This is a genomic window from Paenibacillus macquariensis, assembly GCF_900156375.1.
Lineage (GTDB): Bacteria > Bacillota > Bacilli > Paenibacillales > Paenibacillaceae > Paenibacillus_AQ > Paenibacillus_AQ macquariensis.
Genome location: NZ_FTNK01000009.1, coordinates 45,357 through 64,817, shown reverse-complemented (window position 1 = coordinate 64,817; position 19,461 = coordinate 45,357). Strand labels below are relative to the sequence as shown.

Annotated in this window: 14 protein-coding genes and 1 pseudogene; 2 read left to right on the top strand and 13 right to left on the bottom strand. The window is 39.9% G+C overall.

Annotated elements, in window-relative coordinates; genetic code table 11:
- Positions 1-7: 7 nt before the first annotated feature.
- From BW961_RS16660 to BW961_RS16640, 6 genes and pseudogenes are all read right to left on the bottom strand, one after another.
- Positions 8-1,897 carry a beta-N-acetylhexosaminidase gene (locus BW961_RS16660; RefSeq protein WP_068588880.1) on the bottom strand — a complete coding sequence of 630 codons (1,890 nt, stop codon included), beginning with the start codon at positions 1,895-1,897 and terminating at the stop codon, positions 8-10.
- A gap of 314 nt (positions 1,898-2,211) precedes the next feature.
- Positions 2,212-3,885 carry a methyl-accepting chemotaxis protein gene (locus tag BW961_RS16655; protein WP_068588882.1) on the bottom strand — a complete coding sequence of 558 codons (1,674 nt, stop codon included), beginning with the start codon at positions 3,883-3,885 and terminating at the stop codon, positions 2,212-2,214.
- A gap of 177 nt (positions 3,886-4,062) precedes the next feature.
- Entirely contained in the window at positions 4,063-4,821 is a 759-nt protein-coding gene (locus BW961_RS16650) for a polysaccharide deacetylase family protein (protein ID WP_082867600.1), read from the bottom strand.
- A 51-nt stretch (positions 4,822-4,872) separates the two neighbouring features.
- Positions 4,873-5,463: a YkoP family protein gene (locus BW961_RS16645; RefSeq protein WP_139331668.1), complete on the bottom strand. Its 591-nt coding sequence runs from the start codon at positions 5,461-5,463 to the stop codon at positions 4,873-4,875.
- A gap of 365 nt (positions 5,464-5,828) precedes the next feature.
- Positions 5,829-5,976: pseudogene (locus BW961_RS31260) on the bottom strand (ATP-binding protein); the annotation flags it as partial.
- Positions 5,977-6,369: 393 nt separating this feature from the next.
- Positions 6,370-7,221, bottom strand: coding sequence for a hypothetical protein (locus BW961_RS16640; protein ID WP_068588891.1), 852 nt, complete (start codon positions 7,219-7,221; stop codon positions 6,370-6,372).
- Positions 7,222-7,462: 241 nt separating this feature from the next.
- On the opposite strand from BW961_RS16640, the gene BW961_RS16635 reads away from it, so the two are divergent.
- Both BW961_RS16635 and BW961_RS16630 read left to right on the top strand, forming a co-directional pair.
- The gene (locus tag BW961_RS16635) at positions 7,463-8,128 is read left to right on the top strand and encodes a response regulator transcription factor (protein WP_076576916.1); all 666 of its coding nucleotides are present in this window, start codon (positions 7,463-7,465) and stop codon (positions 8,126-8,128) included.
- A gap of 13 nt (positions 8,129-8,141) precedes the next feature.
- Complete coding sequence (locus BW961_RS16630; protein ID WP_068589077.1) at positions 8,142-9,581, top strand: sensor histidine kinase; 1,440 nt, start codon at positions 8,142-8,144, stop codon at positions 9,579-9,581.
- 63 nt (positions 9,582-9,644) lie between these two features.
- Here BW961_RS16630 and BW961_RS16625 read toward each other — a convergent pair whose 3' ends face one another.
- The 7 genes from BW961_RS16625 to BW961_RS16595 all read right to left on the bottom strand — a co-directional run bounded on the left by BW961_RS16625 (position 9,645) and on the right by BW961_RS16595 (position 19,311).
- Positions 9,645-10,319, bottom strand: coding sequence for an ABC transporter ATP-binding protein (locus BW961_RS16625; protein ID WP_068588893.1), 675 nt, complete (start codon positions 10,317-10,319; stop codon positions 9,645-9,647).
- Between the two features lie 11 nt (positions 10,320-10,330).
- Positions 10,331-11,755: an ABC transporter permease gene (locus BW961_RS16620; protein WP_068588896.1), complete on the bottom strand. Its 1,425-nt coding sequence runs from the start codon at positions 11,753-11,755 to the stop codon at positions 10,331-10,333.
- A gap of 360 nt (positions 11,756-12,115) precedes the next feature.
- Positions 12,116-14,104 carry a stalk domain-containing protein gene (locus tag BW961_RS16615; RefSeq protein ID WP_068588897.1) on the bottom strand — a complete coding sequence of 663 codons (1,989 nt, stop codon included), beginning with the start codon at positions 14,102-14,104 and terminating at the stop codon, positions 12,116-12,118.
- Positions 14,105-14,405: 301 nt separating this feature from the next.
- The gene (gene dhaK / locus BW961_RS16610) at positions 14,406-16,166 is read right to left on the bottom strand and encodes a dihydroxyacetone kinase subunit DhaK (RefSeq protein ID WP_068588900.1); all 1,761 of its coding nucleotides are present in this window, start codon (positions 16,164-16,166) and stop codon (positions 14,406-14,408) included.
- 10 nt (positions 16,167-16,176) lie between these two features.
- Complete coding sequence (locus tag BW961_RS16605; RefSeq protein ID WP_068588902.1) at positions 16,177-17,304, bottom strand: glycerol dehydrogenase; 1,128 nt, start codon at positions 17,302-17,304, stop codon at positions 16,177-16,179.
- Positions 17,305-17,542: 238 nt separating this feature from the next.
- On the bottom strand, positions 17,543-18,424 hold the full coding sequence (locus BW961_RS16600; RefSeq protein ID WP_068588905.1) for a protein phosphatase 2C domain-containing protein: 882 nt from the start codon (positions 18,422-18,424) through the stop codon (positions 17,543-17,545).
- Positions 18,421-19,311, bottom strand: a complete 891-nt coding sequence (locus BW961_RS16595; RefSeq protein WP_244555982.1) for a TolB family protein — start codon at positions 19,309-19,311, stop codon at positions 18,421-18,423. The genes BW961_RS16600 and BW961_RS16595 overlap by 4 nt, the downstream gene beginning before the upstream one ends.
- Between the last annotated feature and the right edge of the window lie 150 nt (positions 19,312-19,461).

The window sequence follows — 19,461 nt, the reverse complement described above, 5'->3', positions numbered from 1 at the left end:
ATTGTTCTTATGAAAATGCACTCGGAGATACCATGCGGTGATACAAGTTACAATGTCCTAGCGATCCGTCTTCCCAACCATAGAAAGCTTCAAAGGCCAGTCTCGTTTCTTGCATTTCTTCAAGTTCATCAATTCTTCCATCAACGTAATCCTTTATTCTTTTGGTAGCCGTATCCATTCGAGCTAATAACCCGCCATATCGAATGTCGATGACTTCCCATCCGAAAGCTTTATTCGTTATGAACCATTGTTCACGGTGCGCATCTCGGAGTTCTGAAATGACATTGATTAGCTCTTCCATTTCTTGATCTGCAATGAATCTCAATTGATCCTTATCCTTGCGGTCGTAGCTTGATTTGATCCTCACGCCTAAGTCGCATTTCATCCGAAGTACTTTGCTAAGTTTCTCGTATACATCGAATAAAAATGACCATTTACCGCTATTTTGTGAATATCGCTGAATTTCTTTCTCCCAGTGTGCGTAATGGTTCACCAAATCGTGTTGCACAACATGGCTATCAAACAGACCTAGCAAGACGTCCTGCCATAATAAGTAGCGCGAGGGATTGGCCTCGTTCAAATTATCGATTGTCGTTCCAGGTGTTTCATCTAAATATTTCACATTCATGAAACTCTCGTGATCCCCGCCAGTACACATCCGAAATCTCGACTTCAACTTCTCCTCATTCACTTCCGCAGCATATGTATGCTCGGCATACAACTGTAAACCTAGGAGTCCTGAGAATGGATTACCCTCCGACCCGTTATCCCCCCACATCGTAACGAATGCTTCTTTAATTCCTTCTTGCTTACAAGCCATCAGTCCGGCATTTGTGGTTCTAAACGTTTTCCCGTAATTCGGAACAATTCCCGTCCAAGTCCATATCCCACCCGCAAATACCGGATCTGAACCAAATTCCTTATGCCGACGGATATAATCTTTATAAAATGACTCTTCTTCATGGTAGTAATCCCAATATACAAATTGCACGTTGCTCGGCATATCATCAATGACATCTTGAGGAATGAACACATTCGGATCATAATACTGTCCACTTTTGGAACCGAGCCGGAAGTACATATCGCTCCAGATCATCGGATGAAGATCATATTTCGAAGTAATCGCAAGAACCTGTTTTAAATGTTCGTTCATGAGATCAAATCGTTTCTTATAGCCATAATTGTCTAGATATTTACCTAAACCAAGTTGATGCGCTTCATCCATCCCGATATGAATTCGTTTGCTTCGAAATGGTTCCGTGATGGATGCTATCATCTCTTCAATAAATTGATAAGTGGCTTGTTCTCCGACCAGCAGGATATCGTCTGTATCCTTAATTTGCTTAGCATAATCCCATTTCAAAGCTTGGGTTAAATGCGCTAGGGTCTGAATACATGGAATGATTTCGATACCGAACATGTCTGCGTAATCGTCACATTCTTTTAACTCAGCAACTGTATATTTTCCCCGCATGTATCCGAAATAAGGTTGATTACTTACCGTAAACGTATCTTCGGTGTACAACATGAACGTATTGAGGCCCATGACCGCCATGATTCGAATAAATTCCTTAATACTATCTACCGTAAGAACCCCGTTACGCGAAACATCAAACACTGCACCAGAATTGATAAATTGCGGTTGCTCAGCCACATGGAAACGCTTGCAATTTTGTGAATTTTCTATAAACAATCCTAACGCTCTATAGAAGTGGATAGGATGTTCGTAATGAATGAATCCCTGCTCCCCATCACATCCTGCTTCTAGCGTACCTACCCTTTTGTTTACTTGTACGTGAATTCCGTTGTCGCTAAGCTGAAAATTCAACGATTCTTGCAAAATATGAGTCCCCTGAATAAGGCTTTCACTCAGGTCACCTATCAAATGTATCTGCATGTAAACCACTCCCTATTTCTACTTTATGTATTGTCATTTATTGTATTGGGATCATTGTATCAGGTATTATTTAATTTGTACAGTGTCCTTATTAATTAAATAACTAGAAATTATGAATGATAAATTACTGCAAGTTCTATAGATTGACATCAATGATATAACGCAGCGCATCCAATTTATTGGATAAAGCAAAAAGCTCGCCCAATGCACTGATTGCACTGGACGAGCTTTTTTTCTACCCGTGTATCTTAGATTTCCAATCCAAACCCAGAAGATCTATTCATCATAGAATGAGTCAATCTGCCTAAGCTTCTTTAAATCGTAAATATCCCAACTTCACGCTTCAATACTACAGATAATTCACTCAACTCTCTCAGTTTGGTTGTCATTTCATCGACCGTAGCGAGTTGTTCCTCTGTGGAAGCTACCACTTCCTGTGATGCTGATGCCGACTCATCAATGAGCTTCGAAGATTGCATCAGAGCTTCCAATGATTGATGTGACATTGTCGACAGCTCGCCGAATATGTTTTGAATTCGCAGCGTGCTTTCGGCCGTTAGATCAACCTTCTGAGCGATCACTTCAAGCGATTCTTGGCCCTGTATCACTAAATCGTTCTGTACGATGACAACCCGCTGACTCGCTTCCATTGTCTTAACAGCTGCATTCGTTTCCCCTTGAATCCTGCGAATAAGATCAGTAATCTGCTCTGCCGCTCTTCCAGAACCTTCAGCAAGCTTACGGATCTCTCCTGCAACTACTGCAAAACCTTTCCCTTGTTCTCCAGCGCGAGCCGCTTCAATGGCAGCATTAAGAGCGAGTAAATTGGTCTGACTGGATAATTCGGAAATCACGGTAATAATCTCACCAATTTCTTTGGATCGACTGTTCAGCTTTACAATGGTTTCTGTTGAGCGTTGAATTGAGTTAACCATCTCTTCTAAATTATCAACAGATGCTCTATTCGCACTCTGGCCAGTTTGCACAGCTTCTATTAAATGATGAGAATCGTGAACTGTATTTACTGTTTCCATCTTGATTTCTTCGGAGATCTCCCCCGTCCGTTCCATCATCGTGAGTACTTGCCGTACATGTTCCGCTTGCTGTGTCGAACGATCAGCCATATCAGCGATAATCATTGTTATCTGCTTCGATGATTCATTCGTCTGCTCTGCTGCAACTTGCAGCATACCGGCATTCTCATTCAAATGGTTAGCTTTAATATTGACATTACCTACAATGGCCCGTAAGTTGTCCAGAAACTGATTAATGGAATATGCTAACATCCCAATTTCATCATTTCGCTTCATATCCAACTTTAACGTCAAATCACCGCCTTGTTCAACGAGCCCCGCAACATGCTTGTTTATCATGCGCAGTGGTCGAACAATACTCCGGGTTAATATGATAAAGAGTAGGACAATAAATATAACCATCGCGATGATAAAACCGGCTATAATCAAATAAAGGTTTTTCATCATGGGGTCAGTAATCTGATTTAAAGGCATAGCCAAAACTAACTTATAACCTGTATCACCAATCATAGTGAAAGCGTAAATATTGTCCGAGTCTCCCGTACCGCTCGTACCCGTAGTTTGCGCTATAACTTGACCCACTTTTTGCAGCTGAGTGTCCGAATCCTCAATCATGGCTTTACCTAAGATGAACTTAGGGTTCTCACTTGCAGCGTATCGACCTTCTTTATCTATGATAAAGTAATATTCACCACCGCTTTCTTTCATTTTTGCCAATACCTCATGGAACCCTTCGCTCTTCAGTACTTCTTTCCTATTACTGCTATTCAATAATAGACTGTTTAGCTTTGTGGAAGTAAGTTCCACCTTATAGCTGAGTTTTTGTTCAACTTCATTACTGATAATTTCGTTAAAGTTAGAAAATGTATATTGGCATAGACCTGTAAAAATAAACACCATGTATACTACAGCAATGGCCATAACGATAGTTCGAACTGTCTTTTTCTTTTTCATGTTGAATTCCCTTCCAATCTGTTCACAAGATATGCTCTAGTAGTTCTGCTCTATCGTTTTATACTAATATTCCAGCTGTCATATCGCCTAGTGGCATAATGTCATCTATTATTTTATGGCATTCAAGTAGAATAGAACCAACAGTACCTTGAACCCCATCTTTTCCACTACGCGAGCCTACGAATGGACCTGACCTGGATGTTTAGCTCTAGGTACGACTTCTCCAATACCCCCAGCTTCCTTATCCAATAGCTCATCCGTTCGCAGACAAACATATCCCTTCAACTGAATTTCTTTCAAAACTTCCTTCAGTCCTGTTATCATGTGCCGAGGTGCTTCTTCATCTGCCCCAAGTGTATCTCCACTATCATGCAGAACGATAATGGAACCCTTCTTAATCTTTTTCAACAAAGTTCTCTTCAAATGTTCCGGGTTAACCGACGGTTTCCAATCTCCCACCATGACCGACCACAATACGATCCGATACGACTTTCTCATCAAGAAGAGATCCCCTATGTTAAGAAGTCCCCATGGCGGTCGGTAGAATAGCGGCCACTCACCTGTGATTCGCTCGATAATATCCGCTGTACGTTCGACTTGATCTCGTCTATTCTTCCATGGAGACAAGAGCCAGTTGGACGTGTGATTATAGTTATGAATGCCGATCTGGTGCCCTTCCCGATACATTCGTTGAATCAACTCTGGGTGTTGTTCGGCCTTACTCCCCAATACAAAGAAGGTGGCCTTAACGCCATATTCTTGTAGCAGGTCCAGTACTTCAGGCGTATAACGAGGGTCAGGCCCGTCGTCGAAAGTAAAGGCAATTCCCTTAGCTACTTTTCCTTTGGAGAACACGCCCCAACCACATATTCGGGTAAGTAGAAAGGGAACTATCATATAGAGAATCATTACAACAATAATTAAACGAACGGACATGGGTATCATGTAACCACCACTTTCTTTATTCCTACAAATTCAGAAAATCTATTATGAGATCTTAATTTCGACAACATGCTTCCGCCTCGCAAAACGTTCCTCCAAAGATTGCTTGCTTATAACCAGCATCATGGGAGATAACTTCTCGGCACTCTGTTGGACTCGTTCTTTCCCCTCTGGGTGCAACACACGGAGCAGTAAACAAAGATACATCTTATAGAATCGTCTTAGTCCTGTGGACTCGATTGGATGTTGTTCAAACCCTATGCCATGAATGATCCCCCGGTGAAGTAACGTAATCCCAACTAAGGCCTGCACTTTCAGCAGTTCTGGGTTACTATCCAGCTCCCGACTGATTTGTTTCAGCGCACTACGAAGCATCCGTGCTGTCTTCAACCCAGCCCGATCTGAACCGAACTCACGTACAAGTTCTAGTACCTGCTGATTATCCAAATGAAGTTCGCCTACCCAATCTCCGTTAGCAATTCTATATCCGCCTTGACAGATAATGCTCTTCCCGTGATGCTGTCTAACTACCAATTTACATATGCCATATTGCCACACCGACTCACTTCTAAATTTGGTTATATAGCTAAACACGTTCTCCCACATCATCCATAAGGACTGTAAGGATGTTTTCATAAGTGATGCTTCCATGATCGCTTCCCACTTTCATATTTGGTTAGTTGCAACTATCGGTATCTACGTTTGCGAATTCCTCCGTGATCTGTACAAACCCAATGTTAGTGCGTATGATGTCAAATCGGCTAGTGTCATAATGTCATATGACGACATGATTCCGCGCTACAGCCTTGTCCTATAAGGGTTATTCCACGTTAAAAAACACCCTATCATATACTCTGGGAAGGATGTAGAAGATTACGTGCTCCCTTATTTGGCTTCTTCAACTGTTAGTATCTATAGATTAGAGCATAACCATTTCTTTTTCATTTCTAAATTCTTAAGAAAATCTTACGATCGCTGTTGCCCTCGGACTTCTTCAGTAATCAATATGTAGCTCGTGGAAGTTGTACAGTAAAGATTGTGTTTTTCAAAAGGTTTACTATGAAGATGGATTTCCCCACCTAATTGTTCTACCAATCTTTTCGTTATCGTGAGACCCCGTCCGCTTCCCTGAAATAATTTATTCCTTGATCCCACATATCAATATATACATAGGCTTCTGGAGCGGAGTTATGTTTACACTTCTTGCTTTCTTATTGATTATGATAAAAAAAAAATTTCTAAATCGAACGCAGAGAAAGTATACGTACGTTAAACTAACTGGAATCGATAGTCCAATAAAACGTGGCAGTCTATATAGATTGAACTAAAGTCTGCGCTCCCAAGTTCGATCATTTTAAAAAAAATCATGAATATGAGGGTTCGTCTTTAGTTCAATCTATCTAAACATTGTTTTCGTGTTCAGGGCTACCACTGTGTTGTTATTAGGGAGTAGACTAAGTTTTCGGACTACAATATAAAACCCGTGAGGTCGCTGAATATAGCAATCTCACGGGTTTTATTTAGTGAATTCTTTCTTAACTCTTATTCTGCTTTACTCGCTTTATTTGTTTCACCTTTGATGTTCTTAGCTCCACTGAAATCAAACTCCCAATCGATACCAAGAGCACGAAGTTGTGTTTTCACTTGCTCTTTAGTGAGTGTACCCGCTTGTGATTGGTTCAAAATCGCTTTTACCTTTTCTTGGGTAGCATCATCGAGGTTATCTGGTTTAGTTACTTTGTTTGTTTCACCTTTGATGTCCTTAGCTCCACTGAAATCAAACTCCCAATCGATACCAAGAGCTTGAAGTTGTGTTTTCACTTGCTCTTTAGTGAGTGTACCCGCTTGTGATTGGTTCAAAATCACTTTTACCTTTTCTTTGGTTGCGTCATCGAGATTATCTGGTTTACTCACTTTGTTTGTTTCTATTTTGATGTCCTTAGCTCCACTGAAATCAAACTCCCAATCGATACCAAGAGCTTGAAGCTGTGTTTTCACTTGCTCTTTAGTGAGTGTACCTGCTTGTGATTGCTTCAAAATCGCTTTTACCTTTTCTTGGGTTGCGTCATCGAGGTTATCTGGTTTACTAACTTTGTTTATTTCTACCTTGGTACCACGAGCCGTACTGAAATCAAACTCCCAATCGATACCAAGAGCTTGAAGTTGTGTTTTCACTTGCTCTTTCGTTAGTGTACCTGCTTGTGTTTGGTCCAAAATCGCTTTTACCTTTTCTTTGTTTGCGTCATTGAAGTTATCTGGTTTACTCACTTTTCCTTGTTCTACCTGTTGTCCATTTCCAATAGTTTGTGCTGGTGCATCAGCCGCGAATACAGACCCAAAAGATGTGAGAGCAAAGACAGCACCTAAAGCAGTAGTAGCCAATTTCTTTTTCATAGTTATCAATCTCCTTCGTAAATGTATTTTTCTTAACGTCTTCATTGTACTGTCATGATCTGGAGTTACTATGGAGATTACGTAGAGTTTTTGTGGGGATTTTTCTCATTTTTTTTATAAGAAACGGCATAGATAACCCATTGTGCTCGGCACTAACCTCTATCTATCTATGTATTTATACCGAATGCTTCTCCACATAAACTCCAGATAACACGGTTATAATATTACGAGAGGTGATATAATGATGAACTATCATATTCTTGTGGTAGAGGATGATCAAGAGATTCAGGAATTAATTAAACAATTTTTAATGACACAACAGTATAGTGTTGAAGTTGCATCAGATGGATTAGAGGGAATGAAACTATTTAATAAGCAACCCTTTGATTTAATTCTTTTGGATGTGATGATGCCAAATCTTGACGGATTTGAAGTTGCCAAAATGATTCGAAATGAGTCAAATGTACCCATTATTATGCTAACCGCATTAGAAGAAGAACAAGAACAAATGAAAGGCTTCGATATTGGAATCGATGATTATATTACTAAACCCTTTTCTTTTCATGTATTAATTAGACGGGTCAAGGCTGTACTGAGAAGAAGCAATGATCAAAGTACGGATAATCATTTAGTTTTCAAAGAAATAGAAGTCGATTGTGATGCATATAAAGTATATGTAAATGAGGTTGAAATACCATTAACGACAAAGGAATTCGAAATTCTGCAACTACTACTTCAAAATGAGAAAAAAGTACTCCCAAGAGAAAACATTGTCGAAAAAGTTTGGGGATATGATTATTACGGAGAAACACGAATTATTGATACACATATTAAAAACATACGAAAAAAATTAGATATACCCTACATTAAAACAGTGAAAGGAATTGGTTATAAAATTGATGAATGAGGTATTAAAAATGATGAAGATGAAACGGATTACCTATAAACTTTTTCTGAGTACATCTCTTATTTTGTTAGCCTTTGCAGTCCTGATTTATTTAACTTTATACTTCTTTCTCCCTTCATTTTATGAGCAGTATAAAACAGAACAGCTTCAAACAGGAATAGAAGAAATAATTGATAAATCTAAGGATCTTACTTTTCAAAATGCCATACCACTTCTTGAAGAATACTCACAAAAAAACAACGCCATGATCTACCTTCAAAATAAAGAAGGAGCCATTATTTATTCTCCGTTATTATCTTTTTTTCAAGGACGTACCCAAGCATCCCCAAATGTACAATTCGATAAAACAGAGCCATTAAGGAATCCAAATAGCCTTTCCAACTCATATGACGTTACCATGCCAATTCAATTTCAAGATGTTAACTTAACGCTCGTAGTGTCCGCAACATTTCAACCTATTAATGAAGCTTCACAGGTCTTGGTACGTTTCCTTCCCTATATCAGTATCATTGTCGTTGTTATTGGTGTAGGAAGTGCTTATTTATATTCGAGGTTCATTACAAAACCACTCCTATATATTAATGAAGGGGCACAAAAGATGGCCAACTTGGATTTTTCCGAAAAAATTGAGGTTCGTTCCATTGATGAATTGGGTGAATTATCGAATAGTTTAAATAATATGTCAATTAATTTACAACAAACGATGCTTGATTTACAGAAAGCGAATCAGCAATTAAAAAGTGATATTGAAAAAGAAAGAGAAACAGAAAAAACACGCAGGGAATTTTTTGCTATTGTCGCACATGAATTAAAGACACCTCTCACTGTTATGAAAGGATACTTAGAAGGGATGATATATAATATTGGTCCGTATCAAAATCGTGACCAATACTTAAAGAAAAACCACCAAATTATTGAAAGCATGGAACAACTGGTTCGCGAAATTTTAAGCATGTCAAAATTAGAGCAACATACCTTCAAACTACAATTCGAAGTAGTAAATCTCTCAGAATTAATGGATACAATCACAAAAAATCTCGAATTTTTTGCTTCTCAAAAAGACATTCAAATGATAAAACAGATAGGTTCTCACCTTTCTGTTTATACAGATCGTGTTCTTTTAGAAAAAGCCTGTAAAAATATTATTCATAATGCGATTATGTATTCACCTCATGGAGAGAAAGTATATATAGAGCTAACTCAGGATTCAAAACAACACCATATCCAAATTAAAGTCATCAATACAGGTGTGAAAATTAAAGAAGAGGATATACAACATATTTTCGAACCATTTTATCGAATCGAAAAATCAAGAAATCGAAATACGGGAGGGAGTGGCTTAGGGTTATATATTGTAAAGCAAATTTTTGAAGCCCTTTCTATTACGTATTCTATGAAGAATACAGAACAAGGAGTACAATTTTTAGTTACCATTCCTTTATCCATAAAGTAAACAACAAAAGAGTCTCAATCTCATTTCTGTAGGATGAAATGAGATTGAGACTTTTATTTACTTTTACTCTTTGATTACTAAATTTCTTTTTTCGAGATACACCGCTTTATCTGATTGTTTAGCCACCTCTTGGGAGTGAGTGACTACAATGATACATTTATTTTCTTTATGAGCAAGTTCTTTAAATAACTCGATAATTTCCATGGAAGTTTCTTGATCTAGATTCCCAGTTGGTTCATCAGCAATTAATAAATCTACATTACAAGATAATGCACGAGCAATCGCTACACGTTGTTGCTGACCACCGCTAAGCTGTAATACCTTTCTTTTTGCTTCTCCTTTTGTCAGCCCTACCTTTTCTAACAACTCAAGAGCTCTTCCTTTTTTGTCTTTCACATCGACGCCTGTAATCTCCATTGCCGTGACTACATTTTGAAGAGCAGTCATATACGTAATGAGATTATAGGATTGAAAGATAATCGAGACATGTTGATTTCGATAGGTAACCAAACCTATCTTCCGTAAATCTGTTCCTTTGTATAATACATTCCCACTACTTGGGATATCTAATCCACTTGCTAAACTAAGGGTCGTTGTTTTTCCGGATCCCGATGGTCCTAAAATGGTATAAAAGTGTCCGGCTTGAAACTCAAAATTTACATTATCTAATATAGTGATTTTTTTATTATTGTTTTGATAATGATAATTCAGATTTTTGAACTGTAAAATAGTGTCCATGTATATCCTCCCTACTCATCTTTTAATAAAATATCTTTTGGATTCAATCGAAGAATCGATAATGCGGGAAGAATGGTTGATAGGATTGCGATTATTAGGCCTAATCCACCTAATTTCAGCACATCTTGGGATGTTACACCTACATCAATATGATCAATAGGATCCACATCTTTACCTTGGTCGCCATTCATCCCAAACATAAATGTGGGTACCTCTACATTATTTTCTTGCTCTTCATAAGCAGTAACTTCTTTCTGCAATAAACTGTCTCCCATTGTTTGAGATACTGTCCCACCTGTAAATATAGAAAGGCTAAATGCTAAAGCAGCTATACATAATACTTCTACTAAGAGTTGTCCTATTAATTTCCCTTTTTTCTCACCAATCGCAAGTAGAATTCCCAATTCCTTCCGTCGTTCTTTTATGGTCAACATAATGATAAGACCTAAGATAATAGATCCTGTAATTGAGACCAGGTATATAATCCATTTTGAAGTTAATGCCATGTTCTCAATAGGGCCTATCATTTTTTTGTATAAGGCATCATGAGCATCTAGTTTAAATAGGTCAAAATCAATGCCTATTTTCTTTCCCTCTACTTTAAAATCATCGATATGATGGGGATCATTTAAGTAATAAATGGCTTGATCAATGGATGTATCCTTCATATCCTTATTTTCCGAAAGATCTTTTAACGATCCGTACGAGACATATACTTTGTTCGATGGATGAAACAGTGGTGGTGCCGTTTCCATGTTGCTATCCATCGTGGACGTTTCGTAAATTCCTATAATCTCGATCTCTAATGTTGATGATTCATCTGTTGTTTTGATCTTTAACTCATCACCAACTTGTAGATTGTTATCTTCAGCTAACTGTTTTTCAACTAGGGCTACTTTCTTATCTTTGTCTTCTGATGTTATTGGACGTCCCTCTATCATTTTATTCGTTTCATCTGTAAATTCTTTTAATAAATCAGAACTTCTCACACCGTGAATGAATGTATTTGGCATTTTCATATTACCTTGGCTTCCACCTACGGATCCACCTGCCATGTCTCCCTCTTTATCATCATTAATGGGAGTATAGCCATCCGCTACACCTTGACTATCTTTTAGATAGTTAAAATCTTTTACATATGGTGATTCAGCTAACTTATCTGCTTCCTCTGTAGAAAGTTCTGGGCGGTGTATTCTTTCATTTGGATTTTCATTTCTCTGTTTTTGCACATATTTTTGAAACTTTTCCCCATCTAATCCTAACGTTACGTCAACTCCCAACTTTTTTCTAGCGAGATCACTCGCTGTTTCCGTGACATTTTGCATCGCGAATCCTGCTAACACTAAATTACTAACAACTAAAAATACAACAAATAAGATAAGGGATTTTCCCTTTCTTGCTTGTACACTTAAAAATGCGCGTTTGATAAAATTCATTATTATAACCTCCTTAATATCTCTAATCTATACGATTAATCTGGAGTCTATATGGAGATATAGAGGAGTTTATCTGGAGAATTGGATATTTGTATCAAACGTGTAAAAAGGGCACCCTTTTGGGTGCCCATCATTTAGAAATATTCATTATTGAGTGCCTAACTTTCACTTTATGGTTTTCCTGCGTCGGGATAACCAATACTTCTCTCATCAACGGTACCCGCTCTATATCGCATTATTTCAAATATTCATCAAAAAAACTCTAAAGTTAATTGATCGATGGATCGGTAAGTTTTACGAGCATTTGCACCAGATGCATCAATAAAAGGGAAATCACCAAACCAGCGGGTTGAATGAAGTTTATTTATTTAGCAGCATTATAGAGGCATCATTAATATCGTATAGCTTGCCCTTATTGCTATTAACAAGCTGAATAATTTGCTTGTAGGCTAATCCGCCTGTTGGTGCGATTGCGTCAAGAACAACCTTATTCGTTGTCAGCTCAGTAATCATTTGTTCAAGAAAAAATCCAGCTTTTCCTTGTGAAGTGCCTTTATCGTGAACAGGGGCATCCGTTATAAAGATGATTCTTTTGGAATTCGTGCTCCCCAACAACTTATTAACTGCCATATGAATGGCTTCTAGTCCGGATTCTTCCAAGTCCCCTCCGCCACTAGCCACCAACTTATCTAAATTAGCCTTTAACACATTTTTATTATTCGTGAACGAGAAAAATTCTAAATCCTTATGATATGGATCCACATAATTAATATCTCGATAAGCCACAATAGCAAATTTTGAGCCCGCCGGGACAGAATCCACGAATTTTTTAACCGTTTCTTTAGTATATCCGATGATCTCACCCATACTAGCAGTGACATCAATTACAAATACAATGTCAGTGGGCGTGGTAATACCATGCGATATTTTTTCTAAAATAGGCGAAGAGCTGGACGGTTCGGATTTCGCCTCTTTCTCGCCTTCAGCAGTTGTAGGGATAGTCGGCTTTTTTTGAAAAATAACAACTGAATTAGAAGCAATGTTCCACTCTACTATTCCACCAAGAGCCTCGCTAACAAATCGAATCGGAACCATCGTACTTCCATTTATTAATTGCGGAGCTGCACTCAAGGTAATAGGAGCACCGTTCACGTAAGCGATCTTGGAGCCCATCGTTAATATAATGGTTTTTCCTTCTCTTGTTGCAGTCACCATTTGGGTGGAGTTGTTCCATTTTACGGTTGCCCCTAGCGATTGGAAAATCGCCCGGAACGGAACGAGTACATTTCCACTTATATTTACAGGTGCCTGCGCATAAGCCTGCTTGTGTCCTTCAATATACACTTGAATACGTTGAGGTTCATTGTTAATCGGAACAAACTGAGGGATTGAAGCTGCCAAGCCACCTGATTGATTCACTGTTTTCAAATAAAAATAATATCCTCCTGAAGGCAGCCCGAGCTTGCTTAGAGAATAGGTTGAAGATTCGCCCGGGTTAATGCGGATTCGTCTAACGACTTCCCCATTTGCGTTTTTGACCATGACATAGGAAGTATAGGTCGGCTGTACGGCCGCAGATGTAATATTAACAATGAACGTTTGATTGATATTCAACGTAATATGGCCAGGGTAGCTTTCTCCACCAGGCACTTGAAATTCCGATTCAACCTCTTTACTTGGCGTTACAGCTCCACCTGATGAAGGACTTTCTGTTGTTTCACCAGCGGATGATTGGGTACCAGAAATAGAAGTGACTGGAAAATAAAAGTACATTTTTGAATTAGCACCGGGTGCCGAGCGCTTTTCTGATATCGTGATGGAATGGTTCGCATAATTAAAAGTGAACTCAGAGGTACGAACTTTCGTTCCGTCTATGTATAAGCTGACATTCTTGCTCGAACTCAAAAGATAATTGGTAGTTAATTTATAAACGCGTGTCGAGCCATCCCCCTCAGGAAGGGCATTTCCAATTTGGGATGTGCCTGAAATTCCTTCTCCCCATTCAAAAGTTGGGATAATTAAATATTTAATAGAAATCTCTGCCCCACTGTCGGGAGCTTTATTCATTGTTATGGTGTTGCTTTCATAATCAACCGTATACTTCTTAGCGTCGATTTCTATTTGATTGATAAACAAACGAAGATTGGTATTACTAGATGTAATTTTATTGTCAGTCGTGAATTTAAAAACACGTGCTTGTCCATCCCCATCATCAAGGAGATTCACAAGGTACTCGCCTTCTCTAAATTCATGCAAGCCATTAGCACTTGCATTTCCTGCCCACAACTCCAAGCTCCCGGCAAGCATGATGAAAATCATGAACAAAAGGATCATTTTTCTACGCTTCATATTCTTCTCTCACTCCATTTAAGTAAGGCATGGTGGGTCTATTATCTGCAGCCCATTTCTGTGTGAAAATGGTAGTCGACAACTCACTTTACCATACAAAACAGTGCGATTATAGTTAAATATTACCTTTTACATCTGATGCACTTCGACTGAAACATCGATCACTTATAATGTTATTACCTTGGGTGTTGGATTGCACGTTAGCTCGTTAGCGCATTTCTTAATTCATTATTAACGTGTAAAAAGGGCACCCAGTTGGGTACCCTTCATTTAGAAATATTCATTATTGGGTGCCTAAACTTCACTTTAATACTTTTGAAAGCTCTGTAAAAATAACCCCCAACGCATACGCTCCTGCATCAGGATAACCAATACTTCTCTCACCAGCGGTGCCAGCTCTGCCCATTCGAGCCACAATCGCCTCTGTTTGTTTCGCCCCTTGAACGGCCGCATCCGCTGCCTTCGTGGATGCTTTCTTGATATCATCACCATCAAGTGCACTCTGTGCCCAAGACTCGGCATAAGGTACAAGCGCATCAATTAAGGTTTTGTCGCCCACAACAGCGCCCCTACCAAAGGCTCTCTCCCCTGTGTCTTGTATCCCTTTAACAACTGCAGCCATCATTTGGGCTACTTCGTCAACGGATAACTCTTGTTTATGCCCAACATTCTTACTGGCTGCTCGAAATGCAGATCCCCAGATTGGGCCCGAAGCGCCGCCACAATGCTCCATAATAATCAAGGAACAAGCATCTAGGAAACTTCCAATATCCGCTGTATGATTCGTAATCATATCATGCCACTCTGTCTTTAATTGCTTGAATCCTTTCGCAACACTCATGCCGAAATCCCCGTCACCCGCATGAGCATCTAACTCACAGAATGGAATTTCATTCTCAATGATGATTTCACTCATGGTATCGATGAGATATATGACATTATTCAATGAGAATTTGCCATCCACAATTGTTGCAAAGTCTTCACTCGTCTCAGATTTGAAGGATACAGACGCTTTCACATCTTCTTCTAAGACAACCTCGGTGTAATTCACTTGTTCGAAGGCTTCACGAACAACAAGTGCTGGCGTATCACACTCTTCAGCCAATAATTGCTTCAACTGATCGTCTAGCTTCATAATTGAGACCGACGCCCCAGCCATATCTATACTCGTCATGTAATTTCCTACAAACACTTTGTAGACCATTATATTTCTAGAAGCTAATTCACGGATAACTACGTTATTCAACACATACAATTCCTGTAGTGGAGTGCCCCCAAATCCATTAATCAATACGGCAACTTCCTGCTCAGCATCACGATCTATCTTCAAATGTTCCAATAATGCGCTCACCATTCTCTGTGCCAATTCATCGGCGGAAGCTATGGCTTCTCTGCGAATCCCTGGTTCCCCATGAATGCCAACACCGTACTCCATTTCATTATCTTCAAGGGTAAAGGTTGGGGTTCCCTTGGCAGGAACCGTACAAGAAGTGAACGCAAATCCTATACTTTTGGTATGGTCTATCGCTTTTTGAGCTACTGCCTTCACTTCACTTAAAGTCTTCCCTTGTTCCGCAGCTGCACCGGCTATTTTGTGAACCAGAACCGTACCTGCAACGCCTCTTTTACCAACGGTATAAAGACTATCTTCCACTGCAATATCATCATCCACTTTAACGAAATCGACATGAATACCATCTTCACTTGCAAGGTGAGCCGCATTCTTGAAATTCATGATATCGCCGCTATAATTTTTAATAATTAATAATGTCCCTTTATTTGAAGCCGTGGATCGAATCGCTTGGTACACTTGGATCTGTGAAGGAGAGGCAAATACATCCCCACAGACTGCTACGTCAAGCATCCCTTTCCCAATAAACCCAGCATGTGCAGGTTCATGCCCGCTCCCCCCACCACTGATCAACGTTACTTTTTCTTTATTGATTTCCTTCTTCTGAATGATCTTATATTTACTATTAAAAGCTAAATTGGGATGTGCTAGAACTAAGCCATTACACATCTCTCTGACTAGCGTTTCTGGCTTATTTATTATTTTTTTCATGTGATTCATCCTAACGTAATTTATATTGTCGACCGAGTTGATCGGCTACTGTAATCGCTGCTGCCACCGCTTCTTCTGTAATTGGAAATGGCATTGAATGAATCGATTCTTGTGGAAGACAAGCTTTGCGAGCTACACTTAACACCTCTTCATATGAAAAGCTATCTACACCTATGTCTGCGAGACAGATAGGTAGGCCAACCGCTGTACAGAACGCTAGTACTTCATGTAACTCATCTTGATCTGCATTCTCCAGAACCAATTGTGCTATCGTACTGAAGGCTACCTTTTCCCCATGATAATAGTGATGCGTCCCTTCTAATGAAGTTAAGCCATTATGAATAGCGTGAGCAGCAGCTAGACCTCCACTTTCAAACCCAAGGCCCGATAAGAGGATGTTAGCTTCAACAATATTCTCTAGTGCAGGCGTGACCATATTGCAATCACAAGCTACCTTGGCCTGAACACCGTCTTTCAATAATGTTTCGTAGCAGAACTTAGCAAGTGCTAGCGCCGTATTGGTTCCTTTAGCATCACCACATTTTCCTTCGCGAACCCCACATGGAAGTCCTGCATTTACGTTAGCGTAAGATCTTGAGGTTGCTCTGGCTTCGAAATAAGTAGAGAGTGCATCTCCCATACCCGATACAAGAAATCTTGTAGGTGCATTAGCAATGATCGTCGTATCGATCATGACCACACTAGGGCTTTGTTTGAAATAGGCATAGTCGTCAAACTGCCCATCCGATGTATACATTACCGCTGAGTGACTAGTTGGTGCATCGGTGGCTGCGATCGTTGGTACAATAATTAATGCGGCACCTTTTGCTACGCACTTCGCTGTATCGATGGCCTTGCCTCCGCCTAATCCAATCGTACAAGAACAGCCATGTTCCTTAGCCAATGCTTGCAATCTCTTCACTTCTTCACGTGTGCACTCCCCCTGGAAGTTACTTTCAATCAGTGTGATATTAAATTTATTAGTAGTAGATTCAAGTTTGCCTTTCACGCGATTCACATCATCTGGATGAGCAATAAGTAGCGCTGAATCCCCGAATGTCTTGACGAAATACCCTAAGTTTAAAAGTTCGTCTTCACCTTGAACATATTTCGTTGGACTAATAAAAGCTTTCCTCATCAACCATTCCTCCTTATGCATCCTATGAATCTTGTATTGCAGATACGCAACGCAACCATTGATTAGTCTATTCTTATGTTCAAAATTGTATTCGTATATAGGGAGCGTATGCACCCTTTCACCGTAATTAGAAACAGACACCCTTTACTAAAGGGTGCCTGTTTCTTTAAATGATACCCATCATGAACTGACCTGACTGGGTAATGTTAAAATGTTCGCCATTTGTACTACGAATGTCTCACATTAGACTGATTAATATGCCGGTTTTATCATCCGCCGCCTTTAATCGCGGGTACTTGAAGCATAACGGATCGCTATGTTCCATCTCCGCAACCTCCTGCTCCAACTTCATAAGCCCATGCTTAAAGGCGAATTCAGCCGTCTCCATCCATCCCATCTGCCCTGTCGATTTCTCCGAAGGTAGCTGCAATCCATCAGATAGTAGCAAGATGTGTGTAGCGTTATGCAGCGCAATTGTACCGTAATCCAAATGTTGCATCGCATGGTCGCTGCCATCAATGATGGAATATCCACCCTTCGTATTTAACTTGTGGCGATTGTGAACCAGAATCGGTTTAACGTCGGTAATCCTGTCCGCCAAGAACTCTCGAATTTGATCCCCATCCCAAGCAGAATAATCAACACCCTCTAGTTTTTGCTTCATACTGTCATGCACTAAATGAATGGGAACGGCATCCACGACAGATACGGAATCATACGTAACACAACGAACTTCTTCATTAGAATACCGTATAAAAATCATACAATCACCTGCATGCACATACGCCATGTGGGTTGGGTTAATGGCAATAGCAGCAATACCGCAGGTACTTCGATTATGTATCTCGATTGCCTCAACGCTTGTAACGCTGGCTTCTGCTGATACAATTCTACCAAGCTGTGCATTGGCCTCCGCAACACACTCCCATAACGTTTGCCCCGATCGGATACTTTGAATCGTCTCCTGAACGGTATTCGCAGCAATCTTGCCTGAAAGTCCCCCCAGTCCCGTCGCTCCGTCCATCACAGCAAATATCCCTTGATCCCCATCAGCTAGATATGCATCTTCATTGTCTTTATTTACACCTTTTGTATAGACCTTCTCAAATATATAACTCATGTATTCCTCTCCTTCAGTTGGTAACTCACAAATGCCAACTGCTTACCATCAGGCGACCATGAATTCACATTAAGCGTTCCCTGACCACCAAACAGTTGTACAAGTGTACGGAATTCGCCGCCTGCACTAGACATGACTCGAATTTCAACGTTTTTGTTAGGAGGATGATCTCCGGGATCAACATCGCCCGCTTGGTATGAAATATACGCAACCGTCTCACCATCAGGAGACACATACGGGAACCAGTTATTGCTATCATCACAGGTCATCTGCAACGGTCCACTACCGTCGGCGTTCATACGCCACACCTGCATAAGCCCTGTACGAACAGAATTGAACCAAATATATTTTCCGTCAGGTGAGTATTCTGGACCGTCATCTAATCCCGGGGAATCTGTCAATCGAACTTCTACCCCACCGTCTACTGGAATGGTGTAGATATCATACTGGCCATTACGTTCAGCACAATAGGCAAGGGTCTTGCCGTCAGGTGACCAACCGTGAAGATAACTTGGTGCCATAGGCGTAATTAGTCTAGGATTACCACCTTCCATAGGAAAGATATATATCCGGGACTGCCCGTCCTCTTGCGTGTGATGGCTTACCGCAATATGCGAATTATCTGGAGACAATACATGGTCATTATTACAGTGATGCGCATAGTCGGAATCAATAACAACGACTTCTTTCGTTGCTATATCGAAGGAATAGATACGACCCAGACTGTTGTAAATAAGCCTCTTACCATCCCTTGTCCAATTCGGAGCTTCAATTAGGGAATCGAATTGGGCCACAATAATACGTTTACCTGTATGTACATCCACTGTTTCAAGGAAGCTAATGACGTTTCGATCTTCTATCTTGCTGATTTCCTTCAACGTATTCACGGTATGTTCTCCTTTGAGTAAATATATAGGATGCGTTTATTCGACGGCTATATTATAAATCTTCTATACAATGTACCTTAATCCTTTACCTTACGCCAAATTGACACAAACCTTAGATCACATTGCGACAAATGGCACCCCTGTCATTGA